The organism is Psychrobacillus soli (genome assembly GCF_006861775.1).
Lineage (GTDB): Bacteria > Bacillota > Bacilli > Bacillales_A > Planococcaceae > Psychrobacillus > Psychrobacillus soli.
This window is the reverse complement of record NZ_VDGG01000060.1, coordinates 1-21,228: the sequence shown is the minus strand read 5'-3', so window position 1 is coordinate 21,228 and position 21,228 is coordinate 1. Positions and strand designations below refer to the sequence as shown.

Sequence of the window (21,228 nt, the reverse complement as noted above, 5' to 3'; positions counted from 1 at the left end):
CTGGATTTACACATTCGAAAAACTGTATAAAATTTTGTTTTTTACGAGTCGAAGCTGATAAGTTAGTCTTTACTGTTGATTTTCGCTGCAAGCGGCGACTACAGTGGAGGCCAACAGGATGTTGGTCACGAAGGCGTTGCCACACGATGTGGCGCTCTTAGCCTTTGTTCCTCTGTGAGCAAAATGAGACTTCGCAAGCGGCGGTGAAGGCTCATCGCTCACCCCGTGGAAAGCGTCCGCCCTGTAGCGGAAATCCCAGCAGACACTTCACTTCAACTCTTTACGACGCATTATCCCTATATTGCGCTAACTCTCCTTTAAAAGGGTGGCTTGTATAGTTTGTCATGTTCGGCCGGCAATACGTCCTACTTAAGTGTATTTTTCCACAAAAATACCCAAGGAAAGTAGAATTCCCTTGGGTACAATTTTTATTATGCTTTTTTCATTTCGCTACGGTCGATAATATGATCGATTAGACCATATTCTTTTGCACGTTCAGCAGTCATGAAGTTATCGCGATCTGTATCTCTTGAAACGATTTCAATCGGTTGACCAGTGCGCTCAGCCATAATATTATTTAACTTGTCGCGTAAGAATAAAATACGTTTTGCAGCAATTTCGATTTCCGTTGCTTGCCCTTGAGCTCCGCCTAATGGTTGGTGAATCATTACTTCTGCGTTAGGAAGTGCATAACGTTTTCCTTTTGTTCCAGCTGTAAGTAAGAATGCTCCCATAGAAGCAGCCATACCGATACAAATTGTTTGTACATCTGGTTTGATGAACTGCATTGTATCGTAAATTGCCATACCAGCTGTAATGCTTCCACCTGGGCTATTAATGTAGATGGAAATATCTTTTTCTGGGTCTTCCGCTTCTAAAAATAGAAGTTGGGCAACGATTGAGTTCGCAACATTATCGTCAATGCCGCTTCCAAGCATAATAATACGGTCTTTTAATAATCGTGAATAAATATCATATGCGCGTTCCCCACGATTTGTTTGTTCGATTACTGTAGGAATTAAATTCATCCTGTTTGCCTCCTTCAAAGGTGGTATTGTAAGTTGATTACTGAAAAGTATATCTCAGTTGTAACTTTATCATACACATTATGGTCAAGGAAGGTCAAATATTAAGCATTGAAAAGTTAGGTTGAATTATTTTCAAATCATTTGTATAATAGATTAGTCGCTTGCCTCCGTAGTTTAATGGATATGACGTAAGATTCCGGTTCTTGAGATGGGGGTTCGATTCCCTCCGGGGGCGTATATGCAATAATAACTAGAAGCACTTTAAACAGATATCACCTGTTTAAAGTGTTTTTTTTATTCATTTTTTGAACGTTTATTATAGGAAATTGCATAAGCTTTATGACGAAAGTGAAGAATAGGATCATCCGTAAGTTCGATTCCCTCTGTTACGATTGTCGGGTCAAATAGTATTGGTTCGTTTGGAAAAAGAGACTCCTCTAATGTAAGTTGACCGACAACAAGCTTTTGTCGGTCGTCTGGCCAAGGATCTGTAGGGTCGTCCGTAGTATCATTTTTACAGCCTAAGCGAATGATTAAGTCAAAAGAAACGGATCCATTTTTTACTCTATTATGGAGTTCTTCACTAAGATAGTCAGCAGAAGTTATGTTTGCTTCTGAGTTTTTTGGCGAAGTTCCTTCTATAGGTTGCCATTCATATTTGATTGCTTGTCGATTTCCTTCTTTATTGACAAAATAAAAAGCATGTATCGGGTAATAATGGAGCTTTGCATAACTGGTAGGGAGCTGTTTAAATTGTTCTTTCAATGCAATTAATATATTTTTTCGCTCTGGATACTTTTTTAGAATATTAAGTATTCCCACTCCTAAATCTATTTTTTCAAAGCCCGTTTTTTCTGCCGTTAATGTTTTTAACATGTCTATAAACGTTTCAGGATCTTTTGTTATGAACATAGGGATCGTAGTGCTGACCAAATGGCTTGCCGTTCCATCAGATAAATGAAATTGGACGGACATTCCTTTAAATGGAGAAAGAAAATCGGCAGCGGTCGGGTCTGGCGGACTGTTTGAAAAACGAACAGTTACAGGCACCCTTTCATTTTGTAAATGGGCAGCGGTTGTATAAGGTATTGCATTACCGTTAGGCGTAAAAGTTGCTTTGTAAAAAATTCCTTTAGCATGTGCACGACGAGCTCCTGGAAACGTTCCCTGAATATTTTCCAGTACTTCAATAGATTCTTCTGGTATAGGGTTATGATTTATATTGGGATTATTAATAAGACTTCCCCCTCTTCAATTATAAAAAGTGAACTTGTCTATCCATCTATACCCCAAAGATTTTATATTAATCCACGGGAATGTACTATGTTGCCTAAATTTTATTTGAAACCGATGTCTATTTTTTACGTAAATCATAGAAGGTTTCACATTTTAGATTCAGAGGTACATTAATACTATACTAATCCAGAGGTGACGAAGATGAAAAAGTTATTAGTTCCGCTCGTAATCATTATCGTGATTATTGCAATTATTGCAGGGATTTTCTTCTCGAGTTACAACGGCTTTGTAAATGCCGAAGAAGATGTGAATAATGCTTATGCGCAAGTGGAAAATCAGTTACAACGTCGTTTGGATTTAATCCCAAACCTTGTGAATACGGTAAAAGGTTTCGCGTCGCATGAAAAAGAAGTGTTAGGCAATATTGCTGATGCTCGTACAAAATTAGCGGGAGCAAGAACGCCAGAAGACCAGGCAGCAGCAAACGATGAATTATCCGGTGCGTTGAGTCGACTATTAGTAGTGGTAGAGAATTATCCCAATTTAAAAGCGGATGCAAACTTCAGACAATTAATGGATGAGCTTGCAGGAACGGAAAATCGGTTGTCTGTGGCAAGACAAGACTACAACACGGTTGTCTCATCTTATAATAAAAAAGTGAAGCGTATGCCAGGAAGTATTGTTGCTTCTATCTTTGGTTTTGATGAAAAAGAATATTTTAAAGCAGATGCAGCTGCACAAGATGCTCCAGTCGTTGATTTTGAAGGAGATGGAGAGTAATGCAACGAGTTGCGCGTCTGCTTATAGCTGCGCTACTTTTATTTCTTTTCGTTCCAATCGTAGCTGTAGCAGCTTCTGATATTCCAGAACCAATACCTGGAGAATTATATGTACAAGATTATGAAGGTTTTTTATCTAACGAAACAGAGCAACAAGTAGAACAATTAGGCAAACAATTAGATAATGCGACTGGTGCTCAAATTGTCGTGATGATTATCAACTCTTTAAATGGACAAAATGTAAATCAGTTTAGTGTGGATGTCATACGAGAGTTTGGAATTGGAGATCCCAAAAAAGATAATGGAGTATTATTAGTGATAGAAACGGATCCTACAAAAAAAGGCAATCGAGATGTAGCCATTACTGTGGGATATGGTTTGGAAGGTGCTTTACCAGATGGGAAAATCGGACGGATTATAGATGACTATACAAAACCATTCTTAAACCAAGGGTCCGTCGATGATGCGGTACTTTCCACATACCAAGTACTCTACAATGAAGTTGCAACAGAATATGGTTGGGACGGGGGATTAGTAGAACCGAAAGATCTGGCAGCATCAGGTGAAGGCTTTTCGTTTTCAACGATCATAATAATTATTGTCGTTATTTATTTGATTTACACTGTCATGTCTGGCGGTGGGGGAGGCGGAAGACCGGGTTCTGGTAGAAGACGCTCTAGCACAAGAATGTTTGGACCAGGAAATTTCGGCGGTGGCTTTGGCGGTTTCGGCGGTGGAAGTGGAAGAAGCTCCGGTGGTGGTTTCGGCGGATTTGGCGGAGGTAGCTCCGGAGGCGGTGGAGCAGGCCGTAAATGGTGAATCATTAATGAAAAAAGCCCTTTTGAGGGCTTTTTTTTCTGTTATTCATTATCTGCGAATTCATCAAGCATCAGCTTAATCTCCTCATATAAGAAAACATGCGGTTTTGTAGTGATGTCACCAACAATTCCAATGTTAGAATCGGGAGCGAACACCAAAATTCCATCTTCGTATAAGGTAATCGTATATAAAGTAGTTCCTTTATCTGCCTCGTTTGTTAGGTAAATCTGATAATTTTCAATTTCAGGGAGCAGTTCGCCCCTCTCGCGGGTTTCTTGCTCTGTTGTTTCTTTAACAAAAAGATTGTCAATTCTCGTCATTATGGGCTGTATTTGATTGGTATCAGATGTACAGCCCGATTTAAATTCTACTTTACCTTGTTGATCAGGCGTGCGACCATTGAAGCAAAGGGTGTCGAAGGAAACATCAATCGATGGGGTTTTTACATCTTCATCGTTTACGACATATGTGTTAAAATACTTTATTTTCTGTTGAAGCTCTAGGCCGCCACCATCTTTTACCCCATTATAGCTCCCAATTTTTCCAGGCTCTGATGTGGAAAAGATAAATTCTTCTCGCAAAGTATGATAAATTTTCTGACCTTCGCTATTCGTTAAGGAAACTTCTATTATGGGGCGGTAAATATTCGGGTGATCTTTCTCTTGTTTAATTTCAACATTCTCTAGATGCATTTCTATACCTGCATCTTCTAAGTGATGGTCATACTTAAACACAAGATTAGCATTAATTAAGGAAGCCAGAACACCTTCACTAAAGTATTCGCCAAAAGTGGCTGGATAATAATTTATATAATCTTTGTATTCCTTGGATTCTAGAAGTTGATCATACTCTTCTTGGTTGTTCGTTACCGTTTCGCTTTGTAGTTTCATCCAATCGTTCATTAAGCGCAAAAGTTCCCTATCTGGCCCATTGTATTCTATTTCTAATACTGCTCTTATAACTTCTTCGTTAGAAAGAGGCTCAGCTGATTGCTCTGTCTCTGAAGGATTAGAAAAAGTAAGGAATAGAAAGGAAGCAATTGCTACTATTGCTAATGCAATAAATGCGGGAAATATGTTGCGTTTTCGCTTTGCTTCTATTCTACTCTTTAAGGATAACCACGTATTTTGTTTTGCTTCCCTTGAGCGCTCCACATCTTTCATTTCTTCAAAAAGCTCATCGAATTCGTTTGATGGTTCCATTTGCTCGACCTCCTTCCTGATGAAACTCCTTTTTAAGGGCCACAAGTGCTCGTGTCATTTTCATTTTTACTTTTGCCTCAGTCCAGCCTAGTATATAGGCTGTTTCTTTGATCGAACATTCTTGTATTTTGCGTAGGAGCAGAACCTCTTGATAGTCTTTTTTTAGCTTCCTTAAGGAGTCATACATTCTAGCAAGCTGCTCCTTTTGTTCAAATCGCCCCTCAGGTGAGAGTGCGTTTGACTCTAAATCTTGTACTTTATCAAAAGAGAAAAATTGAATAACTCTTTTCCTTCGAAAATAGTCATAGGTTACATTACGTGCTATTTTTAATAGCCAAGTGGCAGTTGAAGCTTGTTTGTTAAAGGTATTTAAACCTTTATATGCTTTATAAAATGTTTCTTGTGTAAGATCTTCGGCAAATTCTTTATGACGGACAAGTAAGTAAATATAGCTGTAAACTCGATCGCTGTGGTCTTTGTATAGCTGTTCCATTTCCATCTGCTGACCTCCCCTTATTGCTATAGACGAAAGAACGGATAAAAAGTATCGCTTTCATTTTAACCTTTTTAGGGAATAACAACTTCAAAAAGACTATAATGAAAATGTATTAATTGAATTTGGGAGGAATAATATAAAATGATTGTCCATTTCTACACGAGACCAGGTTGTCATTTATGTGAAGAGGCAAGATTAATGCTGAAACTGGTTCAAGAAGATGTATCATTTGAAATAAATGAAGTGAATATTGAAGAAGATGATGCACTTCATGAAAAATATATGCTGATGATTCCTGTAGTCGAATTTGAAAATGAAATCATTCAATATGGTCAAATAGATTACGTTACAATTCTGGATGCATTACTTACATGATGCTCCAGATTTTTTATTAGGTGCGAATCGCAAATTTCGCTCTTGTATTCACAAAATCGACAAAAGTAATGCACGAGTGTTGCAAAATTGAATATTCTATAATATGATTATTTATAGAAGTTCACTTTTTTTTAACTAAGTGGGACATTTTTTAACTAAGTGGGACAAAAACGTCACAATCAATGAGGAAGTGAAATATGGAATCATTGCTCACTGCTCAGCTAAAGCTAATACCAGAAATGAGCGAGTTGTTACAAAAGAGGTATCGAATACTTCAAACGATTCAGCTAACAAAAGGGATTGGCAGGCGAGTTTTAGGGGAACAATTAGGGTTGTCAGAAAGAGATACTCGAAAAGAGTTAGATACATTAAGAAACCATGGTCTAATCGATATTTCAAGAGACGGCGCAGCAATTACACTAGAAGGAACCAGACTATTAGTAGACCTGAAAGAAGTAGTTCGAGAATGGTCAGGTAGGCTGCAGCTGGAAAGACAACTTTCACAACATTTACACATTAAAGAAGTAATTATTGTTCCCGGAAATGTAGATACTAATACGAACGCGACAATGCTTTTATCACAAGAAGCAGCGAAGTATTTGGAAAGTATTTTGACAGACGAAAAAATAGTTGCTGTCACGGGAGGTTCTACAATTGCTTCCATTACTAATTTTGTACAGGAAACATCGAAGTGGAAACAATTAATGTTTATCGCTGCTCGAGGTGGAGTCGGAAAAGACGTTTCGTTTCAAGCAAATACGATTGCATCCCTTTTTGCAAGTAGAATGAATGGAACTTACCGAACCTTATATATGCCGGATAGTTTGAGTGAAGAAGCGTACACTACGATGAAGAATGAGCCTTTCATACAAGAAATGATGGATCTATATGAGCGAACGAATATTATTATTCACGGCATTGGCGATGCAGAAGAAATGGCTCGTAGAAGAAATACGAACGAGCAGGAAATCGAACGCTTAAAAGAAGCTGGCTCTGTAAGTGAAGCATTTGGCTATTATTTTAATGAACAAGGTGAAGCAGTTCACCGAATTCGAACAATTGGCATTCAGTTAAAACAGTTACAACATATAGAGCATTTACTAGCAGTTGCTGGTGGTGCCAAAAAAGCAAAAGCATTATTGTCTTACTTTAAACAAGCGCCAGCGCAAACTGTTTTAGTAACAGATGAAGGTGCTGCAAATGAAATGATGCAGATCATTGCACAAACCAATTAGGAGGAATTTAACATGACAGTAAAATTAGCGATTAATGGATTTGGACGTATTGGACGTAAAGTATTTAGAGAAGCATTAGAAAAAAGCGAATTAGAAATAGTAGCAATCAATGACTTAACGGATGCTGCAATGCTTGCACATCTATTGAAATATGATTCAGTACACGGAATCTTAAAGGCGGAAGTTTCATCAAATGGCGACTATTTAGTTGTAAACGGGAAAAACATTCGAGTTCTTGCGGAAAAAGACCCTGCTGCACTTCCTTGGAAAGAGCTAGAAATCGATATCGTAATTGAATCAACTGGGATTTTCAGCACTGCTGAAAAAGCTGGAAAGCATATTGAAGCGGGAGCAAAAAAAGTAATATTATCACAACCAGCAAAAGACGATATGCCTACATTTGTTGTAGGAGTAAATGCGGATAAATATGATCCAGCAACTGATCATATTATTTCGAATGCTTCTTGTACGACAAACTGTTTATCACCACTTGCAAAAGTGTTATCAGATCAATTTGGTATTAAACGTGGAATGATGACAACTGTTCACTCATACACAAATGACCAACGCATTTTGGACTTGCCACATAGCGATTACCGTCGTGCTCGTGCAGCAGCAGAATCTATGATTCCAACTACAACAGGAGCTGCATCAGCAGTAGCGAAAGTACTTCCTGAACTTAAAGGAAAATTAGATGGTATGGCAATCCGCGTACCAACACCAAATGTTTCTTTAGTAGACTTTGTTGCAGAGCTTGAAAAAGAAGTAACAGTAGAAGAAGTAAATGCAGCTTTAAGAAATGCTTCTGAAAATGAATTAAAAGGAATTCTTGATTTCAATGAACTTCCACTAGTATCCATTGACTATAATGGAAATACTGCATCATCAACAGTAGATGGTCTTTCTACAATGGTACTTGGAGATAATATGGTCAAAGTATTATCTTGGTATGATAACGAATCAGGCTACTCTGCTCGTTGTATCGACCTTGCATTACTTATGGCTTCGCGTGGACTTTAATTTGTAAGTAAGAACCTCTATAATATAAGAGGGTAAAAGGAGCAAGGGTTACCCTTCGCTCCTTATTTTTAATTTAATACCCAAAGGTTTGTACCTTTGGGGTATTAAATTAAAGCCTCCGGCGGATGCCACAGATTTTTTAGGGGAAATTATCGAGCATGCTCGATAAAAATCTAGGCGCAAATACGCCAAGGCGAATTTGATTACATATGTACATACTAAGGGGGCTTATTCCATGAAGGAAAAACAATCATTAAGCGATGTAACTTTACAAGGAAAGCGTGTGTTTTGTCGAGTAGACTTTAACGTACCAATGGAAGACGGAGCGATTACAGACGATACGCGTATTCGTGCAGCACTACCAACGATCAACTCTTTAATCGAACAAGGTGCGAAAGTCATTTTAGCGAGTCATATGGGACGCCCTAAAGGGGAAGTAAAAGAAGAGCTACGTTTGACAAAAGTAGGAGAGCATTTAGCAAAACTTTTGAATAAGCCAGTAACAAAATTAGATGAATCCATTGGGCAAACAGTGGAACTAGTAGTTTCTGAAATGGCAGATGGAGACATTATTTTATTAGAAAATGTTCGCTTCCATGCAGGAGAAGAAAAAAATGATCCAGCACTTGCAAAAGCATTTGCTTCACTTGCAGATGTATATGTCAATGATGCATTTGGAGCTGCACACCGCGCGCATGCAACAACAGAAGGTATTGCGAAATTGTTACCAGCAGTTTCTGGATTACTAATGGAAAAAGAGTTAGACGTTTTAGGTAAAGCATTATCGAATCCGGAACGCCCGTTTACTACAATTATTGGTGGGGCAAAAGTAAAAGATAAGATTGGCGTAATCGATCACCTGTTGGATAAAGTAGATAATATTTTAATCGGTGGGGGCTTATCGTATACATTTACAAAAGCACTAGGAAATGATATTGGAACATCTCTTTTAGAAGAAGATAAAATGGAGCTTGCAAAATCTTTTGTAGAGAAAGCAAAAGAAAAAGGGGTTTCTTTTTACTTGCCAGTAGATGTAGTCGTAGCTGATGAGTTTTCAAAAGATGCCAATACGAAAGTGGTAGATATCGACCAAATTCCATCTGATTGGATGGGGTTAGATATTGGACCGAAAACAGCTGCATTATATGCGGATGTTATTAAAAATAGTAAGCTAATCATTTGGAATGGACCAATGGGTGTATTTGAAATGGAAACTTTTGCAAATGGAACAAAAGGTGTAGCAGACGCAATGGCTGAAACTGCTGGATATACAATTATCGGCGGTGGTGATTCAGCTGCTGCTGTTGAAAAATTCAATGTTGCGGATAAAATGGACCATATTTCAACTGGTGGAGGAGCTTCTCTTGAGTTTATGGAAGGGAAAGACTTACCAGGAGTATCTGCTTTAAACGATAAGTAATGGAGGAGTATGGATATGCGTAAACCTATAATTGCAGGAAATTGGAAAATGTATAAAACACTTTCAGAAGCGAAAGATTTTGCTCTAGAGCTAAAAGAGAAACAAGTAGATAGCAGTAAAGTAGATGCGGTTATTTGTGCACCGGCATTATTTTTAGATCAACTGGTGCATGTAGCGAAAGACTCTTTTATATCAATCGCTGCTCAAACAATGCATGAAGAAAAAGAAGGTGCATTTACAGGGGAAGTAAGTGCCCATCAACTACAAGATTTAGGTGTTAACTATGTCGTTATCGGACATTCAGAAAGACGCCAATATTTCAATGAAACAGATGAATCTGTTCATAAAAAAGTACAAGCTGCGTTTGAAAATAAGTTAACTCCTATTATTTGTGTAGGAGAAACATTAGAAGAGCGCGAACAAAATGAAACAGTAAACATTGTATCTGCACAAGTAATGGCTGCTTTAGAAGGACTTTCGGAAGAAAATGTGGAAAACGCGATTATTGCATATGAGCCAATTTGGGCAATCGGAACTGGTAAGACGGCAACTGCTGATGATGCAAATGATGTATGCCAAGCGATTCGTGAAACGATTCTCGATGGATTTGGAGAAGAAGTAGCAAACAGCGTACGTATTCAATATGGTGGAAGTGTAAAACCAGAAAATATTGAAGAACTGCTTTCAAACGAGCATATTGATGGGGCGTTAGTAGGAGGAGCAAGTTTACAAGTAGATTCTTTCTTCAAATTATTGGAGGCTGGACAAAATGCCTAAAAGTCCAGTAGCTTTAATCATTTTAGATGGATTCGGACTGCGTCATGAAGCGTTCGGGAATGCGGTCGCACAGGCCAATAAACCAAACTATGACCGTTATTGGAAAGACTATCCCAATGCTACATTAATCGCCTCTGGAGAAGCAGTTGGCTTACCAGAAGGGCAAATGGGAAACTCCGAAGTAGGACACTTAAATATTGGTGCTGGTAGAATTGTGTATCAAAACTTAACGCGTATTCATAAGTCTATTCGTGAAGGTGAGTTTTTCTTAGAGCGTAAGCTTTTAGCAGCAATTGAGCATGTCAAAAAAACTGGTGGTAAGTTGCACTTAATGGGATTACTTTCAGATGGCGGTGTTCACAGTCACTATTCCCATTTATTTGCTTTATTGAAGCTTGCGAAAGAACAAGGTCTACAAGACGTTTTTGTTCATGGCTTTTTAGACGGGCGAGATGTAGGACCTCAAACGGCTGTTGGATTTGTAGAAGAAACGGAAAAGCAAATGAAAGAAATCGGTGTTGGAAAGTTTGCTTCGATCAGTGGACGCTATTATGCAATGGATCGGGACCGTCGTTGGGAGCGAGTGGAGCTAGCTTACAATGCGCTTGTAGACGGTATAGGAAGAACGGCAGAATCTGCAACAGCTGGTATTTTAAAGTCTTATGAAGAAGATATTATGGATGAATTTGTTTTGCCTTTTGTCATTGAAGAAAATGCAAAGCCAGCAGTAACAGTCGATTCTGGTGATGCGGTCATCTTCTTTAATTTCCGTCCGGATCGTGCCATTCAATTATCAATGGCTTTGAATACACCTACATTCGATAGTTTTAAGTTAAGCAAAAAGCATCCAACCAATTTGAAGTTTGTAACGTTTACGCATTATAGCGACGATGTCGTTTCAGACGTGGTATTTGAAAAAAGCGATTTGTATAACACAATAGGAGAAGTACTTTCCAAGCATGGTAAAACACAACTCCGAATTGCGGAAACAGAGAAATATCCGCATGTGACGTTTTTTATGAGTGGTGGCCGTGAAGAAACCTTCCCTGGAGAAGAACGTATATTGATCAATTCTCCAAAGGTAGCAACATATGATTTACAACCAGAAATGAGTGCATATGAATTAACAGATGCGCTTGTAAATGAAATTGCAAACGATAAATTTGATGCCATCATTTTAAACTTTGCCAATCCAGATATGGTTGGTCATAGTGGAATGTTGGAACCAACGATTAAAGCGATTGAAGCAGTAGATGAATGCTTAGGAAAAGTAGTAGATGCTATTTTAGCAAAAGGTGGTCGAGCTATTATTACAGCGGACCACGGCAATTCAGATGAAGTAACAACGCTAGAAGGTCAGCCAATGACTGCACATACGACAAATCCAGTGCCAGTTATTGTCACACAAAAAGAAATTTCGCTTCGTTCTGACGGAATTTTAGCCGATTTAGCACCAACCATGTTACACTTGTTAAGGATAGAAACACCGCCTGAAATGACAGGTAAAACACTAATCGAAACGGAGAGTTAAAAATGCCAATTATTACACATTTACAAGCTCGTGAAGTATTAGATTCACGTGGGAATCCAACAGTAGAGGTAGAGGTTTTTACAGAAAGCGGAGCATTTGGTCGTGCGATCGTTCCATCTGGCGCATCTACTGGTGAATATGAAGCAGTAGAACTTCGTGATGGTGACAAAGCAAGATACCTAGGGAAAGGTGTTTTAAAAGCAGTAGATAACGTAAATAATATCATTGCGGCTGAGTTAGAAGAGAATTTCTCTGTTCTTGACCAAGTTGGAATTGACCACGCAATGATTGAATTAGATGGTACAGAAAACAAAGGTAACCTTGGTGCAAACGCAATTTTAGGTGTATCGATTGCCGTTGCGCATGCAGCAGCAGATTATTTAGATATCCCATTGTATCAATATTTAGGTGGATTCAATGCAAAACAACTACCAGTTCCAATGATGAACATCGTAAACGGTGGAGAACATGCGGATAATAACGTAGATATTCAAGAATTCATGGTTATGCCGGTTGGAGCAGAATCTTTCCGTCATGCACTACGTATGGGAGCAGAAATTTTCCATAGCTTAAAAGCAGTGTTACAAGAAGCAGGATTAAACACAGCTGTTGGGGATGAAGGTGGATTTGCGCCGAACTTAAAATCGAACGAAGAAGCCCTTTCTACAATTATGACTGCTATTGAAAAAGCAGGTTATAGACCAGGGGAAGAAGTTCTTCTTGCAATGGACGTTGCCGCTTCTGAATTATTCAATAAAGAAGACGGAAAATACCATTTAGCTGGTGAAGGTGTAGTAAAAACTTCAGAAGAAATGGTTGCTTGGTATGAAGAGCTTTGTTCAAAATACCCAATCGTTTCCATTGAAGACGGTTTAGATGAAAATGACTGGGCTGGACATAAATTACTTACGGAAAAATTAGGGGAAAAAGTTCAACTAGTTGGAGATGACTTATTCGTTACAAATACGAAAAAATTATCACAAGGAATTGAACAAGGCGTTGGAAACTCAATTCTTGTGAAAGTAAACCAAATTGGTACTTTAACAGAAACTTTCGATGCGATTGAAATGGCAAAACGCGCTGGTTACACAGCAGTTATTTCTCACCGTTCTGGTGAATCAGAAGATGTAACAATTGCGGATATCGCAGTTGCAACAAACGCTGGTCAAATTAAAACTGGTGCACCATCTCGTTCTGACCGTGTAGCAAAATACAACCAATTACTACGTATTGAGGACCAACTAGATACAACAGCTCAATACTTAGGAAAAGACACATTTTACAACTTAAAATAAGTTCCATTAGAGAGTCAGCAAAATGCTGGCTCTTTTTCATAGAGTGTTAGTTGTAAAGCTATCTATCTGACTAATGTTATTTTTCTTAAATAGTTGTAACTGTGAGCAGTTTTTGGTAAAATTACTTATGTTGTGAACGTTTTATCAGGAGGTGGAACAAATGCATACGTTACTTATGATATTACTTGTCATTGTATCGCTCGCATTAATCGTTGTTGTATTGTTACAATCGGGGAAAAGTGCTGGTCTTTCGGGAGCCATCTCTGGTGGAGCTGAACAACTTTTTGGAAAACAAAAAGCTCGAGGCATGGACCTTGTGTTACATAGAATAACGGTTGTACTTGCAGTGTTATTTTTTATTTTGACAATCGCTATAACAAAGTTTTAATATTTTCAAATTGATTCTAACCGAACCGCCTGACCGACATCTGATTGGTTAGGCGTTTTATTTTACATATTATATTTTTGGTTGTTGATTGGAGGTATTTTTTTATGAAAATTACTACACCGAAGCCATTTTTCTTTGAAGCAGGAAAACGTGCTGTATTGCTACTGCATGGTTTTACGGGTAATTCATCGGATGTTCGAATGCTTGGACGTTTTTTGGAGAAAAACGGATATACTTCACTTGCCCCACATTATAAAGGGCATGGTGTGCCACCAGAGGAACTTCTTGAAACCGGTCCTACTGATTGGTGGAAAGACGTGATGCGCGCGTACGACCGTTTAAAAGCGGAAGGCTATGAAGAAATTGCCGTAGCAGGACTTTCGCTCGGAGGTGTATTTTCACTCAAACTAGGGTATACAGTTCCTGTAAAGGGAATTGTCACGATGTGCTCGCCAATGACGATGAAAACGACAGATGTCATGTTTGAAGGTGTATTAAAATACGCGAAAGAATATAAGAAATATGAAGGAAAAACGGAAGAGCAAATAGAAGAAGAAGTAGAAGCAATTCGTCAAAATCCAATGGAGACGTTGGCTGAACTAAGAGAGTTTGTATATAATGTCCGTGATCATGTCGATCATATATATGCACCACTTCTCGTGACCCAAGGGAAGAAAGATAACGTCATTGATACGAACTCGGCTAATACTATTTTTGAACAAGCAGAGTCCATTGAGAAAAAACTAAATTGGTATGAAAACTCAGGTCATGTCATTACATTGGGTCCTGAAAAAGAACAATTGCATCAAGATATATTAAACTTTTTAGAGTCGTTGGATTGGAATGTGTAAAACAGTCCAAATGTGCACACGCTGAAAAAGGAGGGATGATTACATGGAAAATATGAAAGAAACATTACTTGAACTAATGCAAGCAGAAGAATATAAACCATTAACAACAAAAGAATTAGAGGATCATTTTGGACTAGTGGATGCAGATGATTTTAAAGAATTCGTCAAAACACTTGTTCAAATGGAAGAAGCAGGCCTTGTTGTACGTTCCAGATCTAATCGTTATGGTATTCCTGCACGGATGAATTTAGTAGTTGGTAAATTTATCGGACATGCAAAAGGATTTGGCTTTGTTGCACCAGAAGAAGATGGAATGGACGATATTTTTATTCCACCCACGGAGATTAATGGAGCAGTTAACGGAGACAAAGTACTTGTCCGTGTATCTCGTGAATCGCATGGTGACCGAAGTGAAGGTTCCATTATTAAAATAACGCAAAGAGGGATTTCCCAAGTTGTTGGAACTTTTCAAGACAATAGAGGGTTTGGCTTTGTCATTCCGGATGATAAAAAAGTTCCAATGGATGTGTTTATTGCAAAAGGGGATACTCTAGGTGCAATCGAAGGACATAAAGTAGTTGTTGAAATTACAGAATGGCCAAATGAAAGAAAATCCGCAACTGGAATGGTTACGAAAATTCTTGGGCATAAAAATGATCCAGGTGTCGATATTCTATCGATTATTTATAAGCATGGAATCACTATCGATTTCCCACAAGAAGTGATCAACCAAGCAGAATCTGTTCCCGATGCAATTGATGAAAAAGATTTGGATGATCGCCGCGATTTACGTGACGAAGTAATCGTAACGATTGACGGAGCAGACGCAAAAGATTTAGATGATGCAGTTACAGTAACTAAACTACCGGATGGTACATATAAACTTGGTGTACATATCGCGGACGTTAGTCATTATGTAACAGAAGGTTCACCGCTTGATCGTGAAGCGTACGATCGCGGAACAAGTGTGTACTTAGCCGATCGTGTTATTCCGATGATTCCACATCGTCTATCAAACGGGATTTGTTCATTGAACCCACAAGTGGATCGTTTAACATTATCTTGTGAAATGATCATTAATGGGTCTGGTATGGTCATCTCGCATGAAATTTTCCAAAGTGTAATTCGAACAACGGAACGGATGACGTATTCGGACGTATATAAAATTATAGAAGAAAAAGATGCAGCGTTAATCGAGCGTTATGAGCCATTAGTGCCAATGTTTGAACTGATGGGCGAACTTGCAGCGATTTTAAGAGAAAAACGCCAAGATCGTGGTGCGATTGACTTTGACTTCCAAGAAGCAAAAATTATTGTAGATGAAGACGGTTGGCCGACGGATATTGCCACTCGCGAACGTACAGTTGCAGAACGTCTAATCGAAGAGTTTATGCTAGCTGCCAATGAAACAGTAGCCGAGCATTTTAAATGGATGGATGTTCCGTTTATATACCGTATTCACGAAGATCCAAAACCAGAAAAACTACAACGCTTTTTCGCCTTTTTAACGAATTTTGGACTTGTCGTAAAAGGGACAGGAAATGAAATTCATCCAAAAGCATTACAAGAGATCATTGAAAATATAGAAGGTATGCCAGAAGAACCGGTTATATCTACGATGCTTTTACGATCACTTCAACAAGCAAAATATTACGGGGAATGTTTGGGACATTTTGGTTTATCTACCGAATTCTATACGCATTTCACATCACCAATTCGACGCTATCCCGATTTAATCGTTCATCGATTAATCCGTACGTACTTAGTAAATGGGGATGTAACACAACCAACGATTAATCATTGGGGAGCAATCATCGATGATATTGCCGAGCATACATCGAAACGGGAACGTCGTGCAGTAGATGCAGAACGTGATACGGATGCGCTGAAAAAAGCCCAATTTATGTCCGATAAAATCGGTGAAGAATTCGAAGGTATTATTAGTTCTGTTACAAACTTTGGAATGTTCGTTGAGCTTCCAAACACAATAGAAGGTCTTGTACATGTAACGAATATGACAGACGATTATTATCGTTTCGACGATCGACAAATGATGATGATTGGGGAACGTGCAGGTAAGCAATTCCGAATCGGGGATGAAGTAACCGTTCGAGTAGCTGAAGTGAAACCAGAAGAATCGGCGATCGATTTTGAAATCGTCGGCATGAAAAAAGCATTCCATCGAACAAGAAAAGAAGCACCAAAAGTAATTCATGCGAAGAAAAAAGAAGGATCAGAGAGAAGAAGTACTTCTCAACCAGGTCCTAAAAAAGAAGTAAAACAGAAGAAGAAATTTTACGAATCCGTTGCCAAAAAATCGCAACGTCGTAAACGACCAAAGAAAAAATAAAGGAGCGCTTAGTCGCTCCTCGTAAGTTTTGAGAGGTGAATGAGATGGCCAAAAAGCATGACGATAAAGTGCTCGCACAAAACAAAAAAGCCAGCCATGATTATTTTATAGAAGAAACAATTGAAGCAGGTATTGTATTGCAAGGTACAGAAATTAAATCCATCCGTAACGGCAAAGTGCAATTGAAAGATGCATTCGTACGCATCCGAAATAACGAAGCATGGATTTCCAATATGCATATTAGTCCATACGAACAAGGAAATCGCTTCAACCACGACCCTTTACGATCCCGCAAACTACTTTTACATAAAAAACAGATTAGTACATTAATTGGAGAAACAAAAAGAGAAGGCTTCACAATTGTTCCTTTAAAAATGTATGTAAAAAATGGCTATGCAAAAGTATTAATCGGCGTCGGAAAAGGGAAGAAAGACTACGACAAACGAGACGTCTTGAAGAAGAAAGAAGCGAAGCGTGATATTGAACGAGCGTTTAAAGAACGTAATCAATAAGACGCTATCCATTATTGGTAGAATGTATCACTTGAAAATTGACCATTTTTGATGTATAGTTAGCTATGTAACAAAGCTTACATTATTCCATAAACGGGGACGTTATGGATTCGACAGGGATAGTCTGAGCTTGAGTTGCGCGTCGGAGGCTCGGCTCCGCAAAAACGGACTTTATAATAACAGGCAAAACAAACAACAACTTAGCATTCGCAGCGTAAGCTCGGATCTGCTTTATCTATCCATCGCCCATGTGGCTAGGTAGAGCTCAACTTTAGTGGGATACGGTTGGCAGTGCCACTTGAGCTGTCAGCAAGAGATTTCCAAGTTAGCGTACATGACGCCCGCTTGTCGGCATAGTGCTACGCGAAACCTAAATAGGCAAGATACACGCGTAGAAGCTTAAGTGTTAGAGTTTCTGGACGCGGGTTCAAATCCCGCCGTCTCCATATAAAAAAACACTATAAACGTAGTGGTAGCAACGGTTTTAGAAGCTAGGGATATTGAACGGGAGTTGAACTCTTGTTGAATATCCCTTTTCTTATCCCTACATATTTTAACTATTCGTAGACCTTCAAATTCAGTAATGAAAGTGGAGGTTTTTTGTTTTGTCTAAAAGTAGAAAGCATGGTGTATTTGCAGTAAGTAGTGATGTAGTTGTCTTACAAACAAATCATTATGAGAACATTCGGGATACTATCACGGTAGCAGCAGCATTGGAAACGGTATTTAAACAAATGCAAATCGCTGGGAACCGTCAACGTACAATTGAAAGTTATGCATACATCTTTAATCAGTTAGTGACGGTCAATCGTTTGCAGTATATTGAGGATATTTCAGCAGAATCTATTTATCACTATCTAGATGTTTTAGAAGTATCGCAACGAACAAAGTTAATTCGTTTAAAATCCATTAAAGCCGTTTTAAGCAAGTTCTATAATAATAGTTGGATTAAAGACCGCTTCCTTAACACTATTCAAATTAAAGTTGATAAAGAAGTAAAAGAGGGGGCAATGAAATCAGATATTGATAAGCTATTGCAGTTAATTGACCAAACAACTTTTATTGGTTTTCGCGATGCAGCGGCTATTAAGTTAATGTATAAAACGGGGATTCGTATTCGTACATTAGGGGAACTACGCGAACGTCATATTGATTTTGAAAATCTTTTTTTAAATTTAGATGGTTCTACTTTAAAAAATCATAAATTTTTAAAACTACCCATTGATGAAGAAGTAGCTACAATGTTAAAAGTGTTAATTAAATTAAATGATGGTGTTAGAAATCATTTCGGCACAGAAAATCATAATGTATTTATTACACAAAATGGTCTTGCTATGAATTCAAGTAAATCATCTAATTGTGCGATTTCTAAGCAGTTAAATAAATATGCCAAACGATATGGATTAAATAATATCAATGCACACGCAATTAGAAGGGCATATGCAAAGAGTTTACTAGAGAAAGGGGAAGTGTAGCGTTGATTAGTAAAGCATTAGGACATAGTGATTTAGCAGTAACCACGCAGTATTTAGATTTAGATGTTGAAGATGTAGCCAACAATTTGAGAGATTTTTTATAATTGTAAGTCCTAAAAATCTAGAAAATTGCAAGTACCTAAGTGAGTAGGAGATTTCCTATTCACTTTTTTCTTTGAAAAAAATTAAATATAGATGTCCCAAAAATACGTTTAATTGCAAGTTCCTTTTTAGATAGAGAAAGAAAGAGGTGAATTAAAAAGAATGATTATTCCAAAACAATCATTATCTACACATGATGTTACAAAAAGATTTAAAAAAGTATCAGCAGATATTTTTTATTATGTTCAGTTAGGACTAATAAAACCGTTTGATGTGGTTCTGTATGTGAAGTATTTAGAGTTATTTAACGAAGGTTATGGCTATGCATTTCCAACTATTTATCAACTTGAGGATTATTTGAATTGTAGCCGCCAAAGTATTGTTTCGGCTAATAAACGATTAGTAGCGGCGGGATTGCTAATTATTAAAAAACACAAGAATAATAATATCTACTTTCCACTACAGCCACATCCAAATGAGAATTTGGCGAAACAAGTTCCGCATCTATTGATTGAACTAGAGAAGCGACAAGAAAAGATTTATTCAGTAGCAGATAAAGACAAATTTAGATTAGAAAATTTATTTGAAAACCAGAGTCACTAACACTTGTGATTAACAAAAACTGTGACGAATAAATTTAGATTTTTAAGCGTGTAAATAAGCCTGTTCAATAGTCTAAAATACGACCGTTATACAGACTTAATACACAGACTTATATATACAAACTTAAATATATCTAATAAATAAACTACTAAGATTAGCTATTCTATTAGCTAACAATAAAGAAAGGACAAATAAGGTGAGTATAAATAATTCAAAAAAAATGAAGGACTGGGAGACTAGTCAACTAGATATGTTGAGAAGAACACTAAAAGAAAGCTGCGGTATAGAAGCTGATAGAAAGGAAGCTATTAGCCTTATTCTATACAATCTTAATAAAAATCCTCAATTAGTTAGAGTAGTTATCATTGGGCAAAATAGTGCAATTTAAAATACTTGTATAGCCCCCCACCCTATGGGGGACGGGGTGGACCATATTCTGGTCTGGTAGATGCACAATATACGTGTTAGTCTTGAAAACTTTTATGCACAAAGGATACCTTGAAACCCATATAATAAGTTAAGATATATATAGGGGTGAAGCAATGCGAATTGTTTTTATATGGACAGAAGAATATAAGAAGCTAAAAGATTTTCAAACATCATTTTGTGGAGAATTTAATATTAAATATAGTCATGGGAAGTTAGATATATCTAAAAACAATTTATATATCGAAAACTTCTTTAAAGTGAATGGAAGTAACATTAAATTAAATTTATCAGCCATTGTAGGAGAAAACGGTACGGGAAAATCAACAATTCTAGATTTAATTCTAGATTATATTGAAAATGGAATGTTTTCTAATAAATATATTGTTATTTTTGAAAATGACGGTGATTTATTTATAGATTGTAATTTTGAAATTTTTGAAATTCAAACTAAGGAAGAAATTAAATACGAAATAATACAAAATGAATCTCTAGACAAATATTTAAAACATCAAGTTACTATGTTTTTTTCTAATGTATTTGATGTACGTTATTTCACGCATAGTGAAGACATACAAGTAAAAGAAAATAAAAGAATAAGTTTTATTCCTCAAATAAAAAATATATCTACTAATGCTTTATTAGCTAACTATAAAGAAGCCGAAAATTTTTTAAATCAAGACATTAGTAAACAAATATTCTTTGTTAACGAATATAAATCTATTTTAGAAGTTGAGAAATTAGTTAAAGTTCCAGAAAAAATATATTTAAAAACTAATTCTTTAGAATACCATTATGAAAATCTATCGTTTGAGTTAGAAAAATTTATTAGTGCTTTTGATTATGAACAAGTTGGAAGCTTGCATTTTAACCTTAATACCACTAACGCTTTGAAAGAAGATGTTATTACTGTTCTAACTCAAAGCTTTTGTATAGAGATTGGGTACTTATTACAAAGTTATAATTTGGATGATTTATTATTTATTGAAACTTATAACAATGCTAAATCTAGGGGAAATTTCTTTGTAATTATACATAAAAATTTAATGAAGGTTATTAAAGAGTTGGAATCTGAAAATGCTATTTTAAAATCGATAAAAAAAAAATTAAATGGAATATGTAAAAGTTATATTGAACTATTAGATTTAATTGATAGACTTTCTATTGAAGAAGATGAGACGGTGTAACCGCTATACTAAAACAGACAGTTTTCGCTGAGATGCCGTGAACACTTTCGCCAATCTAACAGACCATCTAGTAAACTAGAATTATTCGTTTACTGGAGGTAAGAGACTTGGAGGAAAAGCT

General features: G+C 37.2%; 20 protein-coding genes, 1 tRNA gene and 1 other RNA gene. 18 read left to right on the top strand and 4 right to left on the bottom strand.

Annotated features, from left to right (window positions below):
- Positions 1-431 precede the first annotated feature (431 nt).
- Positions 432-1,028: an ATP-dependent Clp endopeptidase proteolytic subunit ClpP gene (clpP, locus tag FG383_RS18835; protein WP_142608945.1), complete on the bottom strand. Its 597-nt coding sequence runs from the start codon at positions 1,026-1,028 to the stop codon at positions 432-434.
- Positions 1,029-1,191: 163 nt separating this feature from the next.
- Between clpP and FG383_RS18830 the strand changes: the two genes are divergently transcribed.
- Positions 1,192-1,263: transfer RNA gene (locus tag FG383_RS18830), tRNA-Arg, on the top strand.
- Positions 1,264-1,322: 59 nt separating this feature from the next.
- Here FG383_RS18830 and FG383_RS18825 read toward each other — a convergent pair.
- Positions 1,323-2,201 (bottom strand): catalase, encoded by an 879-nt coding sequence (locus FG383_RS18825; RefSeq protein WP_281285364.1) that lies wholly within the window; start codon positions 2,199-2,201, stop codon positions 1,323-1,325.
- 264 nt (positions 2,202-2,465) lie between these two features.
- Between FG383_RS18825 and FG383_RS18820 the strand changes: the two genes are divergently transcribed.
- Both FG383_RS18820 and FG383_RS21500 read left to right on the top strand, forming a co-directional pair.
- Complete coding sequence (locus FG383_RS18820) at positions 2,466-3,044, top strand: LemA family protein (RefSeq protein ID WP_142608941.1); 579 nt, start codon at positions 2,466-2,468, stop codon at positions 3,042-3,044.
- Positions 3,044-3,862, top strand: a complete 819-nt coding sequence (locus tag FG383_RS21500) for a TPM domain-containing protein (protein WP_142608940.1) — start codon at positions 3,044-3,046, stop codon at positions 3,860-3,862. Before FG383_RS18820 ends, FG383_RS21500 begins: the two co-directional genes overlap by 1 nt.
- A 41-nt stretch (positions 3,863-3,903) precedes the next feature.
- Here the strand turns inward: FG383_RS21500 and FG383_RS18810 are convergent, their stop codons facing one another.
- Together FG383_RS18810 and FG383_RS18805 are read right to left on the bottom strand one after the other, a co-directional pair.
- The gene (locus tag FG383_RS18810) at positions 3,904-5,064 is read right to left on the bottom strand and encodes a hypothetical protein (RefSeq protein ID WP_142608938.1); all 1,161 of its coding nucleotides are present in this window, start codon (positions 5,062-5,064) and stop codon (positions 3,904-3,906) included.
- On the bottom strand, positions 5,039-5,563 hold the full coding sequence (locus FG383_RS18805; protein ID WP_142608936.1) for an RNA polymerase sigma factor: 525 nt from the start codon (positions 5,561-5,563) through the stop codon (positions 5,039-5,041). Before FG383_RS18805 ends, FG383_RS18810 begins: the two co-directional genes overlap by 26 nt.
- A gap of 138 nt (positions 5,564-5,701) precedes the next feature.
- Between FG383_RS18805 and FG383_RS18800 the strand changes: the two genes are divergently transcribed.
- From FG383_RS18800 to FG383_RS18730, 15 genes are all read left to right on the top strand, one after another.
- Positions 5,702-5,935, top strand: coding sequence for a glutaredoxin family protein (locus tag FG383_RS18800; protein ID WP_142608934.1), 234 nt, complete (start codon positions 5,702-5,704; stop codon positions 5,933-5,935).
- Positions 5,936-6,132: 197 nt separating this feature from the next.
- Complete coding sequence (locus FG383_RS18795) at positions 6,133-7,170, top strand: sugar-binding transcriptional regulator (RefSeq protein ID WP_142608932.1); 1,038 nt, start codon at positions 6,133-6,135, stop codon at positions 7,168-7,170.
- Between the two features lie 12 nt (positions 7,171-7,182).
- Complete coding sequence (gene gap / locus FG383_RS18790) at positions 7,183-8,190, top strand: type I glyceraldehyde-3-phosphate dehydrogenase (protein WP_142608931.1); 1,008 nt, start codon at positions 7,183-7,185, stop codon at positions 8,188-8,190.
- A 235-nt stretch (positions 8,191-8,425) separates the two neighbouring features.
- Complete coding sequence (locus tag FG383_RS18785) at positions 8,426-9,610, top strand: phosphoglycerate kinase (RefSeq protein ID WP_142608930.1); 1,185 nt, start codon at positions 8,426-8,428, stop codon at positions 9,608-9,610.
- A 15-nt stretch (positions 9,611-9,625) separates the two neighbouring features.
- Positions 9,626-10,387: a triose-phosphate isomerase gene (gene tpiA / locus FG383_RS18780; protein ID WP_142608929.1), complete on the top strand. Its 762-nt coding sequence runs from the start codon at positions 9,626-9,628 to the stop codon at positions 10,385-10,387.
- On the top strand, positions 10,380-11,918 hold the full coding sequence (gpmI, locus tag FG383_RS18775) for a 2,3-bisphosphoglycerate-independent phosphoglycerate mutase (protein ID WP_142608928.1): 1,539 nt from the start codon (positions 10,380-10,382) through the stop codon (positions 11,916-11,918). The genes tpiA and gpmI overlap by 8 nt, the downstream gene beginning before the upstream one ends.
- A gap of 2 nt (positions 11,919-11,920) precedes the next feature.
- Positions 11,921-13,213: a phosphopyruvate hydratase gene (gene eno / locus FG383_RS18770; protein ID WP_142608927.1), complete on the top strand. Its 1,293-nt coding sequence runs from the start codon at positions 11,921-11,923 to the stop codon at positions 13,211-13,213.
- 160 nt (positions 13,214-13,373) lie between these two features.
- Positions 13,374-13,601, top strand: coding sequence for a preprotein translocase subunit SecG (gene secG / locus FG383_RS18765; protein WP_142608926.1), 228 nt, complete (start codon positions 13,374-13,376; stop codon positions 13,599-13,601).
- A gap of 104 nt (positions 13,602-13,705) precedes the next feature.
- Positions 13,706-14,452: an alpha/beta hydrolase gene (locus FG383_RS18760; protein ID WP_142608925.1), complete on the top strand. Its 747-nt coding sequence runs from the start codon at positions 13,706-13,708 to the stop codon at positions 14,450-14,452.
- Between the two features lie 43 nt (positions 14,453-14,495).
- A complete protein-coding gene (gene rnr / locus FG383_RS18755; RefSeq protein ID WP_142608924.1) occupies positions 14,496-16,802 on the top strand; it encodes a ribonuclease R in 2,307 nt (768 codons plus the stop codon).
- A 44-nt stretch (positions 16,803-16,846) separates the two neighbouring features.
- A complete protein-coding gene (gene smpB / locus FG383_RS18750; protein ID WP_142608923.1) occupies positions 16,847-17,314 on the top strand; it encodes an SsrA-binding protein SmpB in 468 nt (155 codons plus the stop codon).
- Between the two features lie 95 nt (positions 17,315-17,409).
- Positions 17,410-17,763: a transfer-messenger RNA gene (gene ssrA / locus FG383_RS18745) on the top strand.
- A 156-nt stretch (positions 17,764-17,919) separates the two neighbouring features.
- A complete protein-coding gene (locus FG383_RS18740) occupies positions 17,920-18,789 on the top strand; it encodes a tyrosine-type recombinase/integrase (protein ID WP_246097061.1) in 870 nt (289 codons plus the stop codon).
- A gap of 264 nt (positions 18,790-19,053) precedes the next feature.
- Positions 19,054-19,494: a hypothetical protein gene (locus tag FG383_RS18735; RefSeq protein ID WP_142608922.1), complete on the top strand. Its 441-nt coding sequence runs from the start codon at positions 19,054-19,056 to the stop codon at positions 19,492-19,494.
- Positions 19,495-20,036: 542 nt separating this feature from the next.
- Complete coding sequence (locus FG383_RS18730; protein WP_142608921.1) at positions 20,037-21,107, top strand: OLD family protein; 1,071 nt, start codon at positions 20,037-20,039, stop codon at positions 21,105-21,107.
- Positions 21,108-21,228 lie beyond the last annotated feature (121 nt).